Genomic DNA, 23230 nt, shown 5'->3' with positions numbered 1-23230 from the left:
TCACGCGCAACCAAGTTGAACATGTTAGCGAAGGACTAGAAGACGTGAACACGAAGCATTTTTCAGACTGTGGCATGCCACCACTGGCGAAAACTCTCTCACAAGTTTATGGCAAATATGCGAATCGAACTGCGCTTATTTATGAAAATAATCATATTAGCTATCAGGAATTGGCACAGCGGGTTACTTTTCTTGCTGGACACATCCGTCTGCAACTGTCTGAACAGGCAGAAACAGCCCCTTCTTCTCACTATATTGCACTTTATCACGAGCGCAGCATTGATATGGTCGTCAGTATGCTGGCGGTTCTGCATTGCGGGCTTGGCTATATTCCCATTTCTACCGATGCACCAGCGCAACGTACCCAGTTTATATTACAAGATAGTCAGCCAGCCCTGATCCTGACTCACAGTCATCTCAGCCAGGTTGAGGCCATTGCGGGCCGCCCGCAGCTGTGCGTAGACACCCTAAGCTCCCTGGAGGCACTCGACACAGCCCCCGCACACACGCAAGATGCGATTGGGTATGTGATTTATACCTCAGGGACAACCGGACAACCCAAAGGCGTGCAGATCCCCGCGCAAAATATCTTACACCTCGCCGATACCCATATTGACGCGTTCAACACGCCACAGTATCAGCGCGCTCTGTTATTTGCCTCGTACATTTTTGATGCCAGCGTATTCGAGCTGTTCGTCCATTTATTGCTGGGGCAAAGCGTGTATATTGCCAGCGAGCATGAACGTAAAGATGCGCAGGCCCTGAGCACACTGGTACAGCAAAACGACATCGAATTTGCATCTATTCCACCTGCACTCCTGGCGTTAATTCCACCGCACCAGCTCAGCGCACTCAAGTGCCTGATCGTAGCTGGTGAGACACCCAATGTGGCCATGCTCGAGGCCTACAGCCAGGTCACTGCTATTTATAATGGGTATGGCCCAACAGAAAACACCGTTGCAACCAGTTTGCATCGCTTTTCAGCGCAAGACAGTGAGCTGAATATTGGTCGGCCACTCAATGACACGCTCTTGTATGTGCTGGATCCCCAGCTTAAACCCTGTCCACAAGGTGAAGTTGGTGAACTCTATATTAGTGGCCCACGTCTGGCGCTGGGCTACCTTAACCGTGACGAGCTGACTCAAAGTCGCTTTATCGCCAACCCTTTTTACGACCCCCAGTGCGATGCCAGCGGCTTCAGCCGTTTATATAAAACCGGTGATTTAGCCTCCTTTGATGGCCAGGAATACCATTTTGCCGGACGTGATGATGGTCAGGTCAAACTACGCGGCTTTCGTATCGAACTTGAAGAAATCGAACAAACCATCGCCACTTTAGACTCCGTCAAGCTGGTCAGTTGCGTTATCAAACAACAAGGTAATCGTCGCTTACTCGCCGCCTATGTCGTGACACAGCATGATGAAGCCATTCAGACTCAGGACATCGCCAACCACCTTAGCCACGCTCTGCCAGATTACATGCAACCCGACCTAATCGTTCTGCTCAGTCAGCTGCCAATGACAGAAAACGGCAAAACGGATAAACGCGCACTGGCGGCATTACCTATCGAAGTGGAGCACACTCATCAGGATGCTCAGTTATCGCATGCGCAGCACGCTTTTTTGACCCTGATGCAGGGCTATTGTCCGGCAGAGCTGCACTGGCACAGTGATTACTTTGCACAAGGCGGTGACTCCATCTCTGCGATCCGCATCGCCAATGAGGTTCAGCAACAGCTTAACTTACATCTGGATACCCAGCTGATTTACCGCTTGCGTACCCCGGCGCAGATCTGGCAGGCGCTACTGACTCACAATGCCCGTCCGCCCGTCGACATTGCCCCGCGCGCAGCGCACCATCAACACACTGCGCCTCTGTCGGCACAACAAAGTGGGCTGTGGTTTTTAGCGCGCCAGGCACCCGATAATCTCGCCTATCATTCGGTCAGCCGCCTGACCCTGAGTGGTGTGCTCGACCCGGCGGCATTGCAAGGTGCACTCAGTAGTTTGGTACAGCGTCACGAAATTTATCGAACGTCATTTGACCTGCACGAACCGCTGCAGCATATCCACCCGCATTTTGTCCCTGAACTACCGATCGTAGATTACAGCGATCTGAGTGAACAGGACGCCCAGGCGAAGATCACCGAGCATTTGGACCAGCTCAATGCTCCATTCAGGCTGGACAGCCTGCCATTGGCACGCTGGACACTGGTTAAACTGGGGACTGAAAAGCACGTATTGCTGCAAGTAGAGCACCATTTGATCCATGACGGCTGGTCAGCCAATCAGTTTGCAACACAATTACTGGCCCTGTATGCCCAGCTCAGCAATGGCGAGTCTCTTGCCGCGGAGCCCGATGTCATTCAATATGCCGATTATGCCTGCCACCAGGCGCAGTGGCTGAACAGCGAGCAGGCACAGCAGCAACGTTTGTACTGGCAGACCCAGTTGCAGTCCGCTCCGCCGCGTATCAATTTACCTGTTTCACAGCTGGCTCCAGACGTGCCCGTCAGCGCCGATACCTATCGCCTTGAACTACCCAGACACGTCTGGCAACAGCTTCAGCAATTTTGTCAGCGCAATCAGATAACTCCCTTTTCAGCCACGCTGGCCACATTATATATTGTACTGTCGCGCTTCAGTGGAGATGAGGATATCTGTATTGGTTCAGCTATGGCCAATCGCAACCATCCTCAGCTTGATACCACCATGGGTATGCTGGTGAATACGGTGGTGCACCGCTTACAAAGTGATCCGCAGACGACCATCGAGGAGCTAGTCCAACAAAGCTTTGAGGTGTGCGCAGAAGCACAAGCAAACCAGACTTTACCCTTCCCGGCGCTGGTTGATGCACTCAATGTGCCGCGTATTCCCGGCGTAAACCCGCTGTTTCAGGTATGTTTTACCTTCCAGGACACACCGCAGCCCGCAACCCCCCTGGACACATTCAAAGACATTCAGCTCGATCAGGGTGTACCGGCGCAGGATGCTAAATTCGAACTGAACATTGCGATGCTGGACATGCACAGTCAGGATCCTGACCGCCCTGTTGTCATGCAATGGGAATATGACCGCAGCCGCTATGATCTGTGGTTCATCGAGTCTATGGCCAGCAACTTTGCCCACCTGTTAGCACAGCTGGTCGCATGTACGTCACCCTCAGCGCTGTCTCAGCCTGTGGCTGCACTGGCACCCGCGGCAACGCAACCTGAACCGCTCACTACCCCGTTGCACTCCAGTGAAAGCCTGACTGCCTTATTCGAACAACAGGCTCAGCGCCACCCAGATAATACCGCCTTGTTCACCTCAACTGGCTCCATGAGTTACGATCAGCTAACGCGTCGCGCGAACCAGCTGGCACACTGGCTGATGACCCAGAATGTGAGCGGTCAGTTTGTCGGACTATATTTACCGCCGGGCCCGGATACCCTGGTTGCGATTCTCGGCGTGCTAAAAGCAGGGGCTGCCTATGTGCCACTGTCCACGCGTGCGCCCGTCAGTCGCAATGGCTTTATTCTCGAAGATGCTCAGGTACAGGTCGTCATCAGCTATCGTGAACTCATTGATGAACTGAATACACCGCAGCTGACACCCCTTTTCCTGGATGATGAGACAACCCTGTTCAGCTATCCGGACACACCGCCCGCTTGCACCATCACTGGCGCAGATCCGGCCTATGTCATCTATACCTCTGGCACCACAGGCAAGCCCAAAGGGGTGGTGCAAACCCATGGCAATGTCGCCCGTCTGCTCAGTGCCGCGGAGCAGCATTTCAGCTTTTCAACACAAGATACCTGGGTGCTATACCACGACTATATCTTTGATTTCAGTGTCTGGGAGATCTGGGGCGCGCTGGCTTATGGTGGCAAGCTGTTTATTCCGGACTACCTGGAGATCCGCGACAGTATGCAGTTTGTCGAGCAATGTCAGCAATTTGGCGTCACCGTGCTCAACCAGACGCCCAGTGCATTTTATACCTTTGCCGACATCGCCAGCAGCGCTCAGGTGCCGCTCACTACCCTGCGCTATGTCATTTTTGGCGGCGAACAACTGAACTACAGCAAGCTGGCGTCCTGGTGGCAGCAATATGGTGATCGCATCACCCTGGTCAATATGTATGGCATCACCGAGACCACAGTACACGTCACCGCACTGACCCTGAGCGCCACGATGCCACGCCACATTGCCGACATCGGTAAGCCGCTAGCCGACATGCAGGCGCTGGTGCTGGATGAACAACATCGTCCTGTCCCTGTGGGTTGCCCGGGTGAACTCTATATCACCGGCGCAGGCCTGGCAGCGGGTTACCTGAATCGTGATGCGCTGAGTGCGGAGCGCTTCTTTACTCTGACCCTGGGCGAGCGTGAATGTCGGGTGTATCGCACCGGTGACAAAGCACGCCAGCTCCCAACCGGACACCTGGAATATCTGGGCCGGCTTGACGACCAGGTCAAGATCCGAGGTCACCGGATAGAGCTGGGCGAGATAGAAGCACAGTTACTGACCTTCAGCGAAATTTCAAAAGCCTGTGTACTGACCTATGACAATCAGGGGCAAACGGCGTTGGTGGGATATATAGTTCCTGCCGAGCATACCAGCGAGTGCGAAGCGCTACGTCAGCGTCTGGCTACCCGCCTGCCCAGTTACATGATCCCAGACCAGCTCATTGCGCTGGATGCTTTTCCACTGACGGTTAACGGCAAGCTGGATAAAAAAGCGCTGCCTACGCCTAGTCTAACCAGTCAGAGCAGCTATGTGGCACCTCAGACCCCCTTACAACAGCAGCTTTGCCAGCTCTGGCAACGGATCCTGGGAGTGAGCCAGGTGGGGATCCAGGATGACTTCTTCCAGCTGGGAGGAAACTCTATTCTGGCGGTCAAGCTGGTACGCGAAGCGCAGGAGTCTATGCAGCTGGCAATGCCACTATCAGCCTTACTGAGTTACCCAAACATTGCCACTCTGGCAGAGCACCTGAGCAGCACTCAGGTAAATACCATCGTTCGTTCACAGCGTGCAACACAGACCAGCGCAAAGCAGGTCATGGAGCTTTAATATGTTATCTTTTGTTCAAAAACTACATGCGCAAGGCCTGCGGGTCTGGCTGGGTGACAACAATTCGCTGGCACTGGGATATGAGGAAACCGTCGCAGCAGAATTGATTGCCGAGTTAAAAGCCAACAAACCATGCTTACTGGCTTTGCTTGAAGAGCATCAGATACACTCGGAGCAGGCCTTTTTAAGCTGGTCTGTGTTGCAGCTGTCTTCATTGTCGAATGCCCAGGCAAGGCTGTTATTTGTTGACCGAATGCAGCCGCAGCGCTGTGCCTATCATATTCCGATGCTGGTTGAGCACACCCATCCCGTTGACATTGCAGCACTGGATAAGGCGATTCAATCCCTGACGGTGCGTCATCCGATCTTAAACAGCCAGATTGTCGAACATGACGACCTGCTCTATTGCCAGCCTCGTAGCACGATATGGCATTCAGAGCAGCATGAATGTGTCGATCAACAGACACTCAAAGCTGAGGTGAAAGCTCAGGTGCTGACACCCTTTGATCTAGCCCAGGACGCTCCCATGCGAGTGGTGCATTATCATTGTGCATCAACCACCTACACACTGTTTTTATGGCATCACATAGCCTTTGACGGCTGGTCAATGCAGCTGTTTTTTACGGAGCTGGGCCAGGCCCTGGGTGATCCCTTGTGGGCGGCGCAACAAACATCGCCTTTATCATACTTTGATTACGCAGCCTGGCACCAAGATCTGGACCAGCAAAAAGCCCATGATTACTGGCAGACCTACTTACAAGGCGCGCTGCCAACCCGGCTGCCAAAGACGCTGAGCGAGCCGCTAAGTACACCACTGACACGCGGCAGCAATGTGTACTTCACTTTGCCTACTCCACTTGGCACGCAGGTCCGTCAGCTGGCCAGCAACCTCGGTGCAACACCATTTAGTGTGTTGCTCAGTACCTACTATTATACCTTAATGCTCTTCACCAATCAGAATGATGTGCTGCTTGGTGTCCCCTCTGATAACCGGGATCACCCGCAGACACAGGATATTATTGGTTTCTTTGTCAATACCCTGGCCTTGCGAGCACAACTGGACAAACAAGCCAGCTTCGCGCAGCTGGTCACACAAGTGAAAGAAAACCTGCATCAGGCCAAGCAACATCAGGATCTGCCATTTGACGAAGTGGTTCAGTATTTTGCCCAGGACGACCGTGAGCAAAGTGCGCTGCAAATCATGTTCAGTGTGCAAAAGCTGGCCAGTCAGCTCGACCCCGCGCTGTCACTACCCTTTGCGCTCAGTCCGCTGCTCAGTGATGAAGAATTGTACCAGCCGATTAAGGTTGATCTGCTGCTGGCACTGGATGACAGCGAAGAGACTATCTCAGGTCAGATTGATTACAACCCAAACCGCTTCAGTCACGCTTACATTGATGCCTTTCGTCAAACCTTTATTCACTTGCTTGAGTCTTGTGTGGCCGCGCCCCACCAGCCTTTGCAATCGCACACTTATGTACCTGAAGCCCAATCCGCAAACAACCCATTGAGTGCGGAAAAGCCTGTGTATGAGCACCTGTATGGACGCTTTATCGAGCAAGCCGAAAAGACCCCGGATGCCACCGCACTTATTTACCAGGAACAAACAACGAGCTATCGTGCGCTGGCCCGGGAAGTCAGAACACTGGCCACTCATCTGCGCGCTCAGATTGCCCATCATGACGACCCCAAAGTCGCGCTGATGTTTGTCCGTGGCCCACAGATGGTTACCGCTATTTTAGCCACCCTCGCTGCTGGCGCTGCGTATGTGCCCCTGAGCCCGACCCAGGCCAGTAGCCGCAATCAGTTTATTCTCGGTGACAGTGGCGCGGCGTTGCTACTGACACTGCCCCATCTGGCCACACAGGCACAGCAACTGGCGCAGCCGAGTGCCCTGCCTGTGGTCACAACAGAGGCCTTACTAACAGGCCCGGCGGATGATGCGTTACCGCACCGCTGTGCTGAGCAACTCGCCTATGTCATTTATACTTCGGGTAGTACCGGACAACCTAAGGGCGTTATGGTCGAGCATGGCCATGTTGACGCGCTGGTGCATAGTATCTCAGAGGTCTATCAGTTCGACGCTGACGAGCGGACCTATTGGTTACCGCCTTACTTTTTTGATGCCTCGGTCGAACCCTTATTTATGACCCTGCTCAGTGGCGCCTGCCTGGTCATCCCCAGCGAGCGCAGCTGCAACGACCCGCTGGCAATGCGAGAAGAAATTCTCGACCGGGAAGTCACCCACCTGGTGGCGTCGCCATCGCATTTGCAGACCATAGGTCACTGCGGTAAAGCCAGCGCCATCCGGCGTGTGGTTTTTGGCGGCGAATCTTGTAGTCAAAGTCTGATCGATACCTGGCAACAGCGCCTGTTCAGCGAATATGGCCCCACAGAAGCCACGGTAACAGCAACGGTGCATACCCAGTTTGCCCAACAGCAAAACCTCAAAGCCATTGGCAAGCCCCTTGGTCATGTCACCATCGACATCGTCGATGACACCTTAAGTGCCCTGCCAGTGGGCTGTCCCGGTGAGATACTCATTTCCGGCCACAGTATTGCCCGCGGCTATCTCAATCTGCCAGAACAAACCGAAGCACGTTTTATCACCACCGCTGCCGGGCGTGCCTACCGCACTGGTGATATGGCACGTCGTCTGCCCTGTGGCAACCTCGAATTTATGGGCCGTAATGATGCGCAGGTCAAACTCCGAGGCTATCGTATTGAGCTCAACGAAATTGAGGCCGTGCTGCTAAAACATGGCGATATTGAACAAGCCTGTGTGAAAGTACAGACCCTGGCTCAGGGGCCGGCACTGGTTGCGTATCTCGGCACCAACAGCACGCTAACGCTCGAGCAGTTATTGCCCTGGCTAAGTGAGCGCCTGCCAGACTATATGCACCCGGCGGCAATACAATGCAGTGCGACCTTGCCTCTGCTGCCCTCTGGCAAAGTCGATGCCCGTGCCCTCACGCCACTGGACATCAACATCAGTACCACCTATGTAGCGCCGCAAAGCCCGCTAGAAAAAGATCTGTGTGCACTGTGGGCTGAGCACCTGGGGGTTGAACAAGTGGGCATGTATGACAGCTTTTTTGCGCTGGGGGGCAATTCACTCAGTGCGATGACGCTGGTTGCCAAAATGCAGCGTACCTTATCACTGGCAGTCACACTCAAAGCACTGTTTACTCATAAGACACCCGCTGCGCTGCTGGCCAACCTGGATTCTCAGCATAATATTGCGCCAATCCCCGTGCTCACAGATCCTGCTACGCGCGTCGCTGTCACCCCGCAACAACAGGCCATGCTGCTGAGTGAACGCCTTGCCACCACCGCCGGTGCCTATCATATCCCACTCATGCTGGGCTGCGATTCCCTCGCGCATCAACAGGCCCTGATGGAGGGGGTGCAACAGGTGATCAGCCGACATTTGGTGTTACAGCAAGGGTACGAACAGGATGATCAGGGTCATTGGTATATCAGTCAGACTCGCTATCCCATACCTTGTCAGGTATTGGCAGTGAGTGGCAATAATGACAGAGGATTACAGGAATTTGTCAATGCGCCGTTTGCACTGGACACCTCAGCCCCGGTGAAAGTGGCACAATTACGCGTAGGCCCTTTGCCAAGCTACAGACTGCTGCTGGTGTTTCATCATATTGCCTTTGACGGCTGGTCAGTCGAGCGTTTTATCCATGAGCTGGATCAGCAAATGGCCGGCAAAGTTATCACCCCTCCTGCACTGACTTACCGGGATTACGCGTACTGGCGAAGCCAACAAGACGACAGCACTGAGCTGGCTTACTGGCAGCAGGCGTTTGCCGGTATAGACCTGACCCCCTGGGAAAGCGACTTTAGCCGCAGTGCCAGCTATGATCCGCAAGGTCGGGCGCTGACCTTCACGTTACCTAATACCCTGACCCAGTCATTACGCGCCCTGGCGCAACAACAGGGTGTAAGTCTGTATGCTACGCTACTAAGCAGTTTTCAGCTCGCCGCGTGCTTCTGGGCTGACCGGGACGACATCGTGATTGGCACTCCCAGCGACAACCGCGCCCATCCGGATAGTCATGAGCTGATGGGCTACTTTGTTAACACCCTGGCGCTGCCTCTGCGCTTAGACAGCACGCTCAGCTTTACCGCGCTCATGACACAAGTGCAGGGACAGGTTCATGAAGCCAAAAGTCATCAGGGGGTGTCGGTGGATGTATTGGCAGACGCACTGAACGTGGAGCGACAAAGTGGTTTGTCGCCGCTCTTCCAGCTGTTCTTCACCCTGGACCAGTTCAACCCAATGGATCAGGCATTTAACGGCTTTGAGGTGATCCAGGAAAACCCGCAGGATTACGCCTATACCCCGGCCAAGTTTGAATGGAATATGGTCTTTAAAGACGATGGCACTCAGTTACAAGGGCAATTCACCTACGCCACGACCCGCTTTGATGCCACTCGCTGCGAACAATTCCTGGCATTCTACCAGGTGCTGTTAGAGAATCTGGTGAGTGCACCAGAACGCGCAGTGCGCGACTGCCCACTGCTGAGTGACATACAGTTTCAGGCACTCGTTGCCCAACAAGCTCAGCAGTACAGTGAATCACAAACAAACTGGTTAGCCTGCTTTGCCCAAGCCTGCCAACGTGCACCACATAACATCGCCCTGTCATTTGAAGACCAGCAACTGAGTTATGCTGAGCTGGATAGCTTGTCGTCACAACTGGCCGCCACATTGCATCAACGTCTGGGTACACCGGGTGCTGAGCCCGCCCATGTCGCGCTGCACTTTCACAAAGGCTGCGACATGATCATCGCTATGCTGGCCACACTCAAGGCCGGTGCGGCATTCGTTGCGCTGTCGCCTAACCACCCGCAATCCCGGCGCGAAACTCTGTTGCAGCAGGCACAGTGTGCGCTGCTACTCAGTGATGATGCATTGAGCTGGTCAACGGTGCCCACTTTGCTGTATCACTGGCGTGACTGGCCAGAAACGCAATCCGACTCTTATTGTATCGACTTTAACCACAGCGCAGATCGCCTCGCTTATCTCATTTATACCTCAGGTACCACTGGTACACCCAAAGGGGCCATGCTCAGCCATCGTGGCCTTATCAACCTCTCAGAACACATGATGTACAGCCACCGCTTAATTGGTCGGTCACGTCAGGTAATTGCCAGTCAGTATGCAGAATATGTGTTCGACGCGTCCATCATAGAAATATTTCCTGCATTAGCTGCGGGCGCACGACTGGAGATCATGCCTGAGGCGATCCGTCGTGACGTGCCCAGATTATGTGATTTCCTGCGTCGTCAGCAGGTCGATGTTGCTTTCGTGCCCACCGTTCTGGTCAATCAGTTTCCGGATCTGCTGGCGACGTGCGAGTTAGACGTGCTGTTTGTAGGCGGTGCGCCACTGAATCCGGTGCACATACCGCTGGCAAAAACCTTGTACAACGAGTACGGGCTCAGTGAAACCAGTGTCTGCATCAGCCAGGCCGAGGTGCTCCCGCAGCAGCCTGTCACCATAGGGCGTGCTATTCGCAATAGCCGCTTGTATGTACTGGATAAATATCAGCGACCTGTGCCACCAGGTGGCTGCGGCGAGCTACACAGTGCAGGGAGTAGTACCGGACTGGGTTATTGGCAAAATGCCGATAAAACAGCAGCGCACTTCTTCGAACTCACACTGCACCACGACTCACAACGCCTCCATGAGCAGGTATATCGGACCGGTGACTTAGTACGTCGGGTCGATAAAGACACCCTGCAGTTTGTGGCACGTACCGATCAGCAGCTGGAGATTAATGGCTACCGCATAGAGCCGGGCGAGATTGAAGCAAAACTACTGGCCCACCCCGATATAGCTCAGGCCGTCGTCTGTCAGGTACAAGGTCATGCACAACAACTGATCGCTTACTGTGTGTTAAATCAGGGTGATACCGTACAAGTGGCAGAGTCACAGTCTCGCACCTTGCTCAACTGGCTGAACGCACAGCTGCCCCCTTATATGCGACCAAAGCACCTGCTGTTTGTGAGTCACTTCCCGCTGACCTTAAATGGCAAGCTGGATTTGAAACAACTGCCACAACCTGAACTGGATCAGCTTCAGGTCGAACAACGGGCACCACAAACCCCAACAGAGCAAACCGTGCTCGAACTCTGCCAGCGACTGCTCGGCGTGTCTGAGCTGAATATCAATCATGACTTTTTCGAGCTGGGTGGCTCTTCTGTACAGGCTGCCCGGTTAATCGCCGAGTGCGAAAAAGCATTTGTGGTCAGTATTGAACTGGCCACCCTACTGACGCATCCGGTGCTGGCCGAATTTGCCGCCGCCGTAGATCGGCTGCTGGCTGAACAAGCCATCCCTGACGCCGAATTTGAAATGGAATTATAATGAGGTTCTCCATGCACCAGTTAATGTACACCCTGAAAAGCCAACAGATCAGCGTCTGGCAAGACCAAGGCAAGCTAAAGCTTGCCAGCCAGAGTGATGTAAGCCAGTCGGACATAGTAGCGACAATCCGCGCTCATAAAACCCAGTTGCTGGACTACTTGCAACGCCATAACATCAACAGCAGACTGTGCTTTGAGCAAACACAGATCTTTGCAGCCGAAAGCAACGCTGCGCCGCTGACGCTGGGACAGACACAAATGATGTTTTCTCAGCAAATCAGCGAGCAGACTCATACCTATCATATTCCCTGCTTATTGAAGCTCGCCAAAGACTGCGATAAAGACGCAATGGAGCGAGCGTTGCAGCGTCTGTGTCAACGACACAGTGCACTCAGTGTCTGCTTTGTCTCCAATGCACAGGGTCAGATACAGCAACAGCAGGTTGCTACTCCTTTTGAACTGACACAGCTAGACTGCGATGAGGCCACGCTGGATGAAACCTGTCAGCAGCTATTTACCCGACCCTTTGCATTGAGTGAGGAACGCCCGTTTCGTGCCACCTGGTTGAGCACAGAGTCACACAATTATCTTTATCTGCTATGGCACCATATTGCCTTTGACGGCTGGTCTTTGGGTGTGTTCTTAACTGAGTTGCAGACCAGTTATCAGGGTACGGCGCTTGCCCCTGCATTACAGTTTAATGATTACGCTCTCTGGCAGGCACAACGTCTCAGTGCACAGCGTATTGCGACACTGAAAGACTACTGGCTAAGCCAACTTGATGCCCATTCTGCCTTACATTTGCCCTGCGCCCACACCAGACCCAAAGTGTTTGACCACAGCGGTGCAAATGCCACGCTGACCTTACCTGACGGCAGCAGCGAACAGCTTCAGGCTCTGGCAAAACGTCACAAGATCAGCACCAATACGCTGGGGCTGGCAGCCTGGTTCCACACTCTGAGCTTATACAGCGGCCAGCAGGATCTGACTATCGGGTTACCCAGCGACAACCGTCCTAATCAGGCTTGTCAGCAGATCCTGGGTTACTTTGTAAACTCTTTGCCAATCCGCCTTCAGACTGAGCTGAGCCACACGCTGGCCGACTGGCTGGCGTTGGTACAACGTCAGGTGAATGAAGCAAAGGCGCATCAGGATTTACCTTTTGAGGAAATCAAATCAGCACTGGATGTGACCATGGACACCAGTCGCCACCCGGTGTTTCAGACCATGTTTACCTCCAGTCAGTTTCAGCATGCCACTGAACATGCGCTGTGGCAGCAATATATGACCGACACAGATGCACATGTAACCGCTAAGTTTGACCTGACGATGCATCTGGAACTGGCCCCTGAGCAGGCTCAGGTCAACCTCAACTATGCCAGCGCACTGTACAGTGAAGAGCACGCCCAGCGTATCGCTACACTCTATACCCAGGTCTTAACGGCCTATGCACAGAGTATGGAGGCAGAACGCGATGCGCTCTTTAGCTTACCGCTACTCAGCCAGTCAGATTTAGACGTACAACACCAGCTCAGTGGTCTGTCAGATGCCTTCCCGACCCCTCTGACTATCACTGAACGATTTGCGCACATCGCTGCCAAATACCCGCAACACACCGCCCTGCGCAGCGCCGAACGACACTGGACCTATCAGCAGCTAGATCAGGAAACCAATCGTCTGGCAGCCCAGATCCAGGCATTTGCCCCGGGCGTTCAGGTTGTTGCACTGCATTTACCCGGAAACGCTCCGTTAGTCATCGCCATGCTGGCGACCCTTAAAGCTGGCGCGGCATATACCACTTTGCCCTACAAAGATCCTCTGCCACGACGGGCCTATCAGCTTGAAGACAGTCAGGCGGAGCTGCTACTGACGCAAAACAGTTTAATCGAAGAAGCCGGGATCCTGGCTGACTCTGCGCAACTGCCGCTGCTTAATGTCGACGACATCCAGGGTAATACATCTTTGAGTACCGAGCCCGTACAGTGTGAAACGACCCCACACAGCCCGGCCAATATCATCTATACCTCAGGGACCACTGGCAAACCAAAAGGCGCTTTACTGACGCATTATGGCTGCACGTCTTTCACGGCTGATTGTCAGTACATCGACATCACGCCTCAATCACGCATGATGCAGCTGGCCAATCCTGCTTTTGATGCCACGACCATTGAGACCTGGATGTGTTTACTCAATGGTGCAACCCTCTATTGCGGTTACAGCGACTTACTCAGTCAGATCACTGAGTTCAAAAAGATGTTGTGTGAAGAGCAAATCTCAACCTTGTTCCTGACCCGGGCATTATTCGACACCTTATACCAGCAAGACCCGACATTGTTTACCACTTTGGAACATCTGTTATCGGGCGGAGAAGCGCTGACCCCAGAGCTGGTCAATCAGCTGGTTAATTCAGAGTATGCGCCCAAACACTTTTATAACCTCTATGGCCCGACGGAATGCTCCAGTTGCACCACCAGCCATGAGATCACCGGTCAGGATACCCGCATTCCCATAGGCAAACCTATTCAGGGCCGGGCCGTTGCCGTCATTGGTCAACATGGTCAGCTGCTGCCGCCGGGCTGCCCTGGCGAATTGTACATTGGCGGCGCAGGCCTCGCGCTGGGATATTTAAATCGCGATGCACTCAGCGCAGAAAAATTCGTCACGCTCAAAGTGTTTGGTCAACCTCAGTCTTATTACCGAAGCGGAGATCTGGTTTACTGGCAACCAGATGGCACGCTGGCTTATCTTGGCCGCAATGATGAGCAGGTCAAGATCCGCGGTCACCGCGTTGAACTGGGAGAAATCGAACAACAGCTTAATGCCCTCCCCGAAGTTAGCAATTGCGCCTTAGTGGTACGCAAGCACCAAGGCCACAGCCAACTTGATGGCTATGTGGTGCTGGCAGAGACTGGTGACATCACTACTCAGCTTGATACGCTGCGCGATACACTCAATCAGCGGCTGCCCGATTATATGCAGCCACATACTTTAAGCGCCATCGAGCAACTGCCACTGACTACCAGCGGGAAACTCGACAAGCGCCGATTACCTGAGCCGCAACAAGTGTCGGATACGGTGATAGAACCTGAGAGCGCAACAGAGAGAAAGCTCTTGGCACTGTGGCAATCCCTGCTGGGCATAGACAGCATGTGTGTCACGCAACCTGTGATGCATTATGGCGCTGACTCAATTCGGCTGTTGCACTTTTGCAGTGCAGCAAGCAAAGAGGGCTGGCAGCTCACGCCTAAACTCTTGATAGAGCACAACACCATTCGCACTCAGGCGGCACTGCTGGAGCAGCAAAATCGAGATCTGTTCAACGGCATGAGTGATGATGAAGCGCTTCAGGCCGTGTTAACCTTGCCACATTTCGAACCCGGACTAATCCGCCCTGCAGAAATAGTGGATGCGGCCATTGTGCATCTGTTCCCCGCAGCGGCCAGTGCAGATAGTTTTAATCCCCTGGTGGAAAAATTAAGCACACAGTTTGAGGTACATGCACTGGAGAACGTGAAAATATTCACCGGTCGCCACCTCAACCAACTGAGCCTGGTGCGTTATTATGCCGAGCGCATTGTTGCGCATCAGAGCGAGGGACCCTACTACCTGGGTGGTTTCTGCGAAGGCGCGGCCCTAAGCCTTGAAGTTGCCAGACATCTGGAATCTATGGGCCATGAAGTAGCGCACAGCTTCCTGATTGACCCCATCCTGCCGCAACTGAACGCGACCCAACTGGCCGACGCAGAACAACGCGTACAGAACAGTGACCCAAGCCTGGAAACCTGGCCGATCGGTCGTGCTTTTGTGGACTTTGTACGTCACTTCCGTACTACCGACTCTTATGCCTACCCGGTAAGCTTTTTTACCGCCGATCGGGTTAATGATGAAGCAATGCCAACAGAAGCGTTAGGCCTGTTCGAACCGGTGTTTGATGTCGCGACGGTATACAAAGCTACCTTTGCATTACCCGACAATGGCTTTGCGACCTTGCTGCCCCAGGCTGAGTACATTGACTTACTCAGCGCCCATGACGAAATCATGACCGATGAACGAGATCTGGATTGCATTGCTGCCCGCTTCAATCAGGTGCTGTCTTCAGCTCAATCTCAGCGTGTTCAGGAGCGACGCGCATGACCAAACAACAATTGTGTAAGCGTTACGGCATTCATCTCGGCCTGACCATGTTTGCTGCCATGTTGCTGCTGCCGATCCTGACCCCTTACCTGCTCGCGCAGGGCTTTGTGGTCAGCCAGATAGCCATTGCCATGGTCGTCATGACTGCCGTGATCATCATCAGTGAAGTACCCAGTGGAGCATTGGCCGACCATTTCGGCCGTCGCCGACTATTTTGCTGTTCATTGGTATTTGCTTTACTGACCAATCTGTTATTGCTGATCGCCACTGACTTTGTGACCTTGCTGATTGCCGTCAGCTGCTGGGGGCTCAATCAGGCCACCCTGAGCGGGACACTCAACGCCTGGTTTGTGGAGCGCTTTCATGAAGCAGAAGGCGAACAAACCCTGAATCAGGGATTCGCTGCGACCTATGGCCTGGCGTATGGGATTGGCGCTTCCTCCGCAGTGCTCTCTGCGCTGTTTCTGGCATTTGGCGACCATCTTGCGCTGTCGACCTTGCAGATGTATCAGCTGATCTTTGTGGTATCGAGTATTGGCTTTATCTTACTCCTGCCGCTGACCTTTCACTGGGTCAAAGAGGTCAAATCCCCCGCTCAGCAGCGCTTTAAACAGGCACTAAGCCAACATGTTGGCACCACCCTCAGCACAGTGCGTCAACCGGCACTGGCTAAGCTGCTGATTGCGCTGGTAATCGTGATCCCGGTCAGCGCCAGTATCGAAAAATTCTGGCCTATCTTTGTTCACCAGCTGGAGCAAGTCGATATGGATGCCGTGGCCTGGTTATTTCCAGCCGTCATGGCTGCAACCTTCGCTTTGAACGGCGTCGCCGCGGTACTCAGTGCTAAGCTATGCACACTGCTCAATCAAAAGCTGGGGCAGGCAATGGCAGTTGCCCACCTGCTTAAGCTGGTTGCTTTGGTTGCCATGGCACTGGCACCTGATCTGAGCTGGTTTGTGGCCGCGCTACTACTGTTCTTCCTGTGCTTTGGCCTGACCCAGCCGGCACAATTGCAGCTGCAGCATCAACTATGCGACGACAGTGTGCGAGCGACCATTGAATCTCTGGGTTCACTAACGACCCGCATGGGTGGCATGCTGGGCGCCGCACTCACGGGTGCTTTACTAAATCTGGTCTCGCTGCCGGTAAGCTGGTTACTGCTTGGCGCCTTGTCGCTGCTGGGCATCGTGTTGCTGTTCAGCCCATCGCTCAACCAGCAAGACCCACCTGAGGTTACAGAGCCAGAGGCTGACCCCGCTTCCGCGGACCTTAACGCCTGACAGAAATCGTCGCGCTATACCGAGGGGCATCCTGGAGCTGTAACGCCAGGGTGTCGCCTTCGTTTAATGCCCCCACCCCCTGTGGCGTGCCCGTCATCACGATATCACCCGGGTTCAGGGTAAAATATCGACTGATCTCAGTCAGCAAGCTCGACAGTGAAAAAATCATCAGACTGCTGTCTCCGTGCTGCTTAAGCGCGTCATTTTGCCAAAATCGATAGTGCAGCACATTGTTTTCATCCAGGCCATTCACGGCTCTGAATGGGGTCAGACTGCAACTGTTATCAAACGCCTTGGCACACTCCCATGGGTGCCCCTGTTGTTTTAATTTGCTCTGTAACTCCCTGAGTGTCAGGTCCAGTCCGGTCGCAATTCCACAGATGTGTTGCAACGGTTCACGGGTGTGATTATCTATGGTCTCCCCTACCAGCAGTACGAGTTCAGCTTCATAGTGGTGCTCACCCAGCGTGGTATTGAGTACCAATGGCGACTGAAAATGGCAAAATGCCGAAGCTGGTTTGATAAATAGCAGGGGGCTATCGGGTATTGGGTTGTTTAGCTCTTTGGCATGTGCCACGTAATTGCGACCCACACATACCGCTTTACCCACCTCCAGGGCGACTGCGTCACCTGATTCCCATAAATGCTGATACATAATGACCTCCGTTCAGAAATGGGTCACTATTATAACGGATCCAGACACAGCGACAGAGTCCATACGATTGATGTTCAATATAACCAATAAGAATAACAGTCGCCTTTTTACTCTAGCCATTAAAGGTAAAGTAAAATTGCCGTCGGCTCACAGTTAGCTTTACATAGCTCAGCCCCCTGAATTGCCTGCAGGTTGCAAGGGATAGACAGTCAGGATATAACAAAATATAAACAAAAAAGACAAAGGTAAATCATGAAACAACATGCGAACGTGCCTCTCAACGATTTTATTGAGTATCCACAGGAAGAAATGCTCAGCCGCGCCACTGCATTTCTGGATGAAGCAAAGCGCCGCCATACCATCCGCAGCTTTAGCGACCGTCCGGTGCCCAAAGAGATCATCGAAGCCTGTATCAAAACGGCTGGCTCAGCGCCCAGTGGCGCTAACCATCAGCCCTGGCATTTTGTGGCCATCCACAGTCAGGACGTTAAGCAACAGATCCGTGCAGCGGCCGAGCAGCAAGAGCAAGCATTCTATGAAGGTCGTGCAGGCGAAGAATGGCTTGATGCCTTAAAACCATTAGGCACCGATGCGGATAAGCCTTATCTGGAGCATGCTCCCTGGTTAATCGCTATTTTTAGCCAGAAAAAAGGCGGCATCCACACCGAAGATAAAAATACCAACTACTATGTCCATGAATCCGTTGGCATTGCGACTGGCTTTTTGATCCAGGCGCTACACCATGCCGGACTGGCGACCCTGACCCATACGCCGAAACCTATGAGCTTCCTGACCGAGATCTGCCAGCGAGATAAAGAAAACGAGCGACCTTATATGTTGCTGATCGCCGGTTATCCAGCAGAAGACGCAACCGTTCCGGAGCACGCCCTGGTTAAAAAGCCGCTTGAGGAGATTGCGACTTTTCTGTAGTCGTTGTTAACGCTGTCGGTGATCCTGCTACCAGGCGCTCACCGGCACGCAAGCCACTGATAACCTCGACTTGCTCACCATACTCCCTACCGAGACGAATAAAGCGACTCTGTACCTGCCCGTCATGTAGCACTGCGACTTTGCTGAGCTGACCGAAATGTTGTACCAATGATGTTGGGATCAATATCGCCTGACGTCCGTTACCAGGCAGTTTCAATACCGCATACATGCCCGGTATCACCCCTTGCATCCACTGCATATCCAGCTTTACGGTGAAACTGCGCGCATCGCGATCTGCGACTGGCACCAGCTCACTGATGGTGGCATATTGCGTGGCTTCTGCGGCCGGGATACTGATCTGATGACGCTCGCCCACCGCCAACTCCGGCAACAAATGCTCTCGTACAGAGACCTCAACCTGCAACTGTGCCGGGTTATATATAGAGACCAGCGGCGTGCCTGGGTTGAGCATGGCACCGGGCTCTTGCAAGCGTGCAACCAAAGTCCCTGAGATAGGTGCCCTGACCTGGGTATAGCCTAAGGCCACCTCTGCCCCGGCCTGCTGTTGTACCAGCGCCGCTTCTCTGGCCGAAAGCTCATTCACCTGAGTCTGCCATTCGTCGACCTGGTTATGCGCAACCAGGCCTTTTTGCTGCAAAGTCAGGGCACGCTCAAGTTGTTTTTTCGCCTGGCTTAGCTGTGCCAGATTGGCCTGCTGCTCGGCTTTCACAGCCCGTAATTGCGCCCGTAGATCGGCATCATCCAGTGTGGCAATCAACTGACCAGCCTGGATCGTATCACCAGAGCGCACCGTCAAACTTTTGAGCTGTGCCAGCACGCGGCTGGCCACTACCGTATTGTGTTTGGCAATCACACTCCCGGGGATCTGCTCTACGTCATAAACCAGTTGCTGTGCTACCTCATGTAGCTGGGGTTGTGGCCTGCTAACCTGGGGCTTATCACCAGGTGTCACAGTGTCATTAAATAATCCAGCCATCCAGGCAATGGTCAACAGCAATAACGCGATCGCCAGCAGCGGACGTACCCATCGAATATCAGACATGCGTAGTCTCCAAATCATCAGAAATCGGGGCTGATGTATTGTCATTGTCGGGCGTTTTGAACACCAGATAATAGACAACCGGCACAACCAGTAAAGAAAACAGGGTTGAGGCAACAATGCCAAACATGATTGCCAGCGCCAGACCACTGAATACGGGGTCCAGAATGATCACCAGATTGCCCAGCAAAGTGGTTCCCGCGGTCAGTAATACGGGCCGCATACGCACACTACCGGCGCGGATCAAGGCCGCCTCCAGAGGCATACCAGCCTGTCGCGCCTGGGTAATAAACTCTACCAGGATCAGAGAGTTTCTCACCACGATACCGGCCAGTGCAATCATGCCAATCATCGCTGTGGCGGTAAACAATACAGGGTCGGGTGCCCCAGCTATCGTGCGCTCACCCAACTGATTAAGCACCCAAAAGCCTGGCATAATCCCTATCATGGTCAAAGGAATGGCAGACATGATGATCAGTGCCACCGCACTGGATGCCGTCTGCCAGCGTAAAATCAGGAATATAGCCGCCAGTGCAAAAGCAAAGGCAATGCCCATATCCCGAAACACCCTGATGGTGATACGCCACTCTCCTTCACCGCTGAAGCGATATTGTGTGCCTTCCGGCAGCTGCCACGATAACCCGCTACCACTGCTGAGAAAAGTGCGTTGCTGCCAGGGCGTTACCTGCGCTTCATGCTGCACGGGAACACCCGCTGGTTGCTCATCGGCCACCACATCAGCTATGACCTCAGCCGGGGTGCGGCCATTTAATTCCGCAAACACATAAATGACCGGGGCTAAATCTTTACGGTAAATCGCAGGCTCAGCCATCAAAGTCTGCATATCCCCGACTTCAGACAAGGCCACCATAGGCCGGGCTGCCCGGCTCAGACCAAAATTATCTTGCGCCTGCGTCACGTCGCTGCTGCCACGGATCTGAGTTGCAAGTAAGTCCGACCAATGCTGACGGTCCGCATAAGCCAGCTGTAAGGTGATCGGCACCGGCTGAGCCTCACGAGGTTGGTACAAGAGTCCGGCCTGCATGCCGCCACTGGCCAGCGCCAGAGTGTGGTTTATTTCTATGCTGCTCACACCGGAGAGTGCCGCTTTTTGTTTATCAGTCACAAACCGCTGCAATGTAACCGGGGCAGACAAAGAGGTATCCACTTCCACCACATGGGGCTCCTGGCGCAAACGTGCCGCCAGCCTCAGTGCTGCATCACGATGTGTATCCGTGGCAATAAAGGGCTCAGCATAAACCTCGGCGGTCAGCGTGCTCATAACGGGTGGACCCGGCGGCACTTCCACCACTTTGATCACCGTGCCATCACGATTAAACTCTGCCAGCGCTTTGCGCAGCCGTAGCACCACAGCATGAGACTGGTGTGCGCGCTCACGCTTGTCTAGTAAAATCACCCTTAGCTCGGCCAGGTTGTCACTGTGACGACGATAATATCCCCGTACCATACCGTTGAAATCCATACTTGAGGGCTGGCCCACATAGGCGGCAATCGCACTCACCTCGTTCATTTGCCAAACGCGTTGCTGCACTGCGCGCGTAGTACTCGCGGTGGCTTCCAATGTGCTGCCTTCTGGTAAATCAATCAGCACCTGGACTTCATTTTTATTGTCATAAGGTAATAGCTTGAGTGGAACGGCCCGAAACACAGGTAAGCTGGTACTCAGCACAAATAGCACTAACATCAACCACAACACCCCTTTGGCCCTGCGTGGCGAGCGCAGCAAAGGCGTGAGTAATGCCGCATACCAGCCATTATCCACTCTGACTATTGATGATGGATTGGCGCTTAGTAAGCGACTCGCCAGCCAGGGCGTAATGAACAAAGCCACCGCGGTTGACACCATCACACTCACGGGCACATTAAAGGCCATAGGGGCCATATAAGGACCCATCATCCCAGTGATGTAAGCGAGTGGCAGAAACGCCATCATGATGGTCAATGTCGACATCAATAATGCGGTGCGGATCTCCATCATGGCGCTCACAATCTGCTGCTGACGCGGTTTACCGGGCACCAGCATTCGGCTGATGTTATCAATGCCCGTGATGGGATCGTCCACCAGCAGACCCAGCGAGAGGATCAGGGCAAATAACGTCACCCGGTTGATGGTGTAACCAAACGCCCAGTCCAGCGCCAGTGTCACCCCGTAACACACCGGGATCGCCAGCCCGACCACAATCGCCGGTCGCCAGCCAAGAAAAACACCGACAAAGATCACTACGGTCAGCACCGCAAAGAGCAAGCTGGCCATCAAATCATTGACCTTTTCATCGGCTGTCTGGCCGTAGTCGCGCAATACTCTGACCTCGACCTCCGGTGGCAATAGCTGAGTTTGCAGCTGGTCCATCAACGTGTGAACCTGCTCAGCAACGGACACCGCATTGCTGCCTTTTTGCTTAGCCACACTAAGGGTCACCAACGGCAGATCCTGGCTACCATCACTGATCGCCAGCCACTGATACTGCTCGGGCTCACCCGGCCCATCTTCAATGCGCGCGACATCTTTGAGTTTTACGGCGCGTCCGTTGACCACAGTGATCACTAACGCGCGTAACGCCGCGGCAGTGCGCAACACGTCCCCAGACTCCAGTACAATCTGTTTGCTGCCCGCGATACGCTTGCCAACCTGTTGCAACTGATTGCTGTTTTGAATCGCGGTTAACACGTCCAGTGGCGTGCTCTGGTGTGCCGCTAATGCCGTCGCATCCAACCAGACATTCAGCTGGCGCTGTCGTCCTGCCACCACCTTGACCTCGCTGGTGTCGGGTAACCGCTGCAGCTGCGTTGAGATCTCCTGAGCAAATCGGGTTAACTCATAATCGTTGTATTGTTGAGGTGCAGTACTATACAAGCCCAGCATAACAATCGGCACATCGTCGACTTCGATCGGCCGGATCTGCCAGTCACTGACCACAGCGGCCATCTGGTGCTCATTGGCATACAGTTTCGTGTAGGTATTCAGGATGGCCTGCTCACGACTCTCTCCAACATGAAATCGCAGCGTGACCACGGCGGAGCCACTGTTGGTGATCGAGTAAACATGCTCTACACCGGGAATTTGCAGCAGCAGCTTCTCTAAAGGCGTGGTAACAAGACGCACCACTTCGGGTGCGGCGGTGTTGGGCACCGTGACATGAATATCTAACATCGGCACCACTATCTGAGGCTCTTCTTCCCGTGGCATGAACTGTAAAGCCAATACACCCAGCACCATAGCAAAGAAGAAAAACAGCGCAGGCAAGCGCCCAGTCAGACTCTGGCTTATCGCTCGCTCAGTAAAACCCACTGTGCCACTCATGGTGTATCCTTGTCGGCACAAAAAAGCAGATAAAGCTGCTGCAGGATCACCAGCACCTTGTCATCCGCAATGCGGTAATACACAGTGGCACCAGCGCGTCGTGAAGCAACGATCCCGGTTTTTCGCATGGCAGCCAGGTGCTGAGACAGTGCAGACTGAGCCAGTGGAACCCGCTCATTCAACTCACCAACACTGAGCTCCGTACTTTGCAAACTGCACAAGATCATTAACCGATTCCGATTCGCCAGCATCTTAAGTAATGCTTCAGCCTGTGCGGCGCTATCGGCCATTGCGTGTAAATCCATACTTTTCCCCACTTCAATGATGTGGCGAGTATAGAACACAATATTAGAAATTACTAATATTAGATCTTGCTAATATTAAATCTTGCCATATACTTGAGTTCAG

Annotated in this window: 9 protein-coding genes; 5 read left to right on the top strand and 4 right to left on the bottom strand. The window is 53.5% G+C overall.

What is annotated here, in order from left to right:
* The first annotated feature begins 44 nt into the window (after positions 1 to 44).
* From QNM19_RS23925 to QNM19_RS23910, 4 genes are read left to right on the top strand one after another with little or no spacing between them, the layout of a single operon-like run.
* Entirely contained in the window at positions 45 to 5054 is a 5010-nt protein-coding gene (locus QNM19_RS23925) for a non-ribosomal peptide synthetase (protein ID WP_082225350.1), read from the top strand.
* A gap of 1 nt (position 5055) precedes the next feature.
* Positions 5056 to 11442, top strand: coding sequence for a non-ribosomal peptide synthetase (locus QNM19_RS23920; protein WP_284027293.1), 6387 nt, complete (start codon positions 5056 to 5058; stop codon positions 11440 to 11442).
* Positions 11443 to 11453: 11 nt separating this feature from the next.
* The gene (locus QNM19_RS23915; RefSeq protein ID WP_284027292.1) at positions 11454 to 15575 is read left to right on the top strand and encodes a non-ribosomal peptide synthetase; all 4122 of its coding nucleotides are present in this window, start codon (positions 11454 to 11456) and stop codon (positions 15573 to 15575) included.
* Complete coding sequence (locus tag QNM19_RS23910; RefSeq protein ID WP_049863525.1) at positions 15572 to 16855, top strand: MFS transporter; 1284 nt, start codon at positions 15572 to 15574, stop codon at positions 16853 to 16855. The genes QNM19_RS23915 and QNM19_RS23910 overlap by 4 nt, the downstream gene beginning before the upstream one ends.
* Here QNM19_RS23910 and QNM19_RS23905 read toward each other — a convergent pair.
* Positions 16845 to 17510: a fumarylacetoacetate hydrolase family protein gene (locus QNM19_RS23905; protein ID WP_049863523.1), complete on the bottom strand. Its 666-nt coding sequence runs from the start codon at positions 17508 to 17510 to the stop codon at positions 16845 to 16847. The two genes, QNM19_RS23910 and QNM19_RS23905, sit on opposite strands and share 11 nt — an antisense overlap.
* A gap of 252 nt (positions 17511 to 17762) precedes the next feature.
* On the opposite strand from QNM19_RS23905, the gene QNM19_RS23900 reads away from it, so the two are divergent.
* The gene (locus QNM19_RS23900; RefSeq protein ID WP_010386962.1) at positions 17763 to 18440 is read left to right on the top strand and encodes a nitroreductase family protein; all 678 of its coding nucleotides are present in this window, start codon (positions 17763 to 17765) and stop codon (positions 18438 to 18440) included.
* Here the strand turns inward: QNM19_RS23900 and QNM19_RS23895 are convergent.
* From QNM19_RS23895 to QNM19_RS23885, 3 genes are read right to left on the bottom strand one after another with little or no spacing between them, the layout of a single operon-like run.
* The gene (locus QNM19_RS23895; RefSeq protein ID WP_049863522.1) at positions 18403 to 19503 is read right to left on the bottom strand and encodes an efflux RND transporter periplasmic adaptor subunit; all 1101 of its coding nucleotides are present in this window, start codon (positions 19501 to 19503) and stop codon (positions 18403 to 18405) included. The genes QNM19_RS23900 and QNM19_RS23895 overlap by 38 nt on opposite strands.
* Complete coding sequence (locus QNM19_RS23890) at positions 19496 to 22822, bottom strand: efflux RND transporter permease subunit (protein WP_284027291.1); 3327 nt, start codon at positions 22820 to 22822, stop codon at positions 19496 to 19498. The genes QNM19_RS23895 and QNM19_RS23890 overlap by 8 nt, the downstream gene beginning before the upstream one ends.
* Positions 22819 to 23127 carry an ArsR/SmtB family transcription factor gene (locus QNM19_RS23885; RefSeq protein ID WP_049863521.1) on the bottom strand — a complete coding sequence of 103 codons (309 nt, stop codon included), beginning with the start codon at positions 23125 to 23127 and terminating at the stop codon, positions 22819 to 22821. Before QNM19_RS23885 ends, QNM19_RS23890 begins: the two co-directional genes overlap by 4 nt.
* Positions 23128 to 23230 lie beyond the last annotated feature (103 nt).

The organism is Pseudoalteromonas ardens (genome assembly GCF_030125445.1).
In the GTDB taxonomy this organism is placed as follows: Bacteria; Pseudomonadota; Gammaproteobacteria; order Enterobacterales; family Alteromonadaceae; genus Pseudoalteromonas; species Pseudoalteromonas ardens.
The sequence above is the reverse complement of the archived record's forward strand: the minus strand, read 5'-3'. Positions and strand labels throughout refer to the sequence as shown.

What these genes read in the sequence shown, in the direction of transcription:
- QNM19_RS23895 (WP_049863522.1), bottom strand. Translation starts at nt 19,503, where the DNA reads ATGTCTGATATTCGATGGGTACGTCCGCTGCTGGCGATCGCGTTATTG.
- QNM19_RS23905 (WP_049863523.1), bottom strand. Translation starts at nt 17,510, where the DNA reads ATGTATCAGCATTTATGGGAATCAGGTGACGCAGTCGCCCTGGAGGTG.
- QNM19_RS23920 (WP_284027293.1), top strand. Translation starts at nt 5,056, where the DNA reads ATGTTATCTTTTGTTCAAAAACTACATGCGCAAGGCCTGCGGGTCTGG.
- QNM19_RS23910 (WP_049863525.1), top strand. Translation starts at nt 15,572, where the DNA reads ATGACCAAACAACAATTGTGTAAGCGTTACGGCATTCATCTCGGCCTG.
- QNM19_RS23900 (WP_010386962.1), top strand. Translation starts at nt 17,763, where the DNA reads ATGAAACAACATGCGAACGTGCCTCTCAACGATTTTATTGAGTATCCA.
- QNM19_RS23915 (WP_284027292.1), top strand. Translation starts at nt 11,454, where the DNA reads ATGCACCAGTTAATGTACACCCTGAAAAGCCAACAGATCAGCGTCTGG.
- QNM19_RS23890 (WP_284027291.1), bottom strand. Translation starts at nt 22,822, where the DNA reads ATGAGTGGCACAGTGGGTTTTACTGAGCGAGCGATAAGCCAGAGTCTG.
- QNM19_RS23885 (WP_049863521.1), bottom strand. Translation starts at nt 23,127, where the DNA reads ATGGATTTACACGCAATGGCCGATAGCGCCGCACAGGCTGAAGCATTA.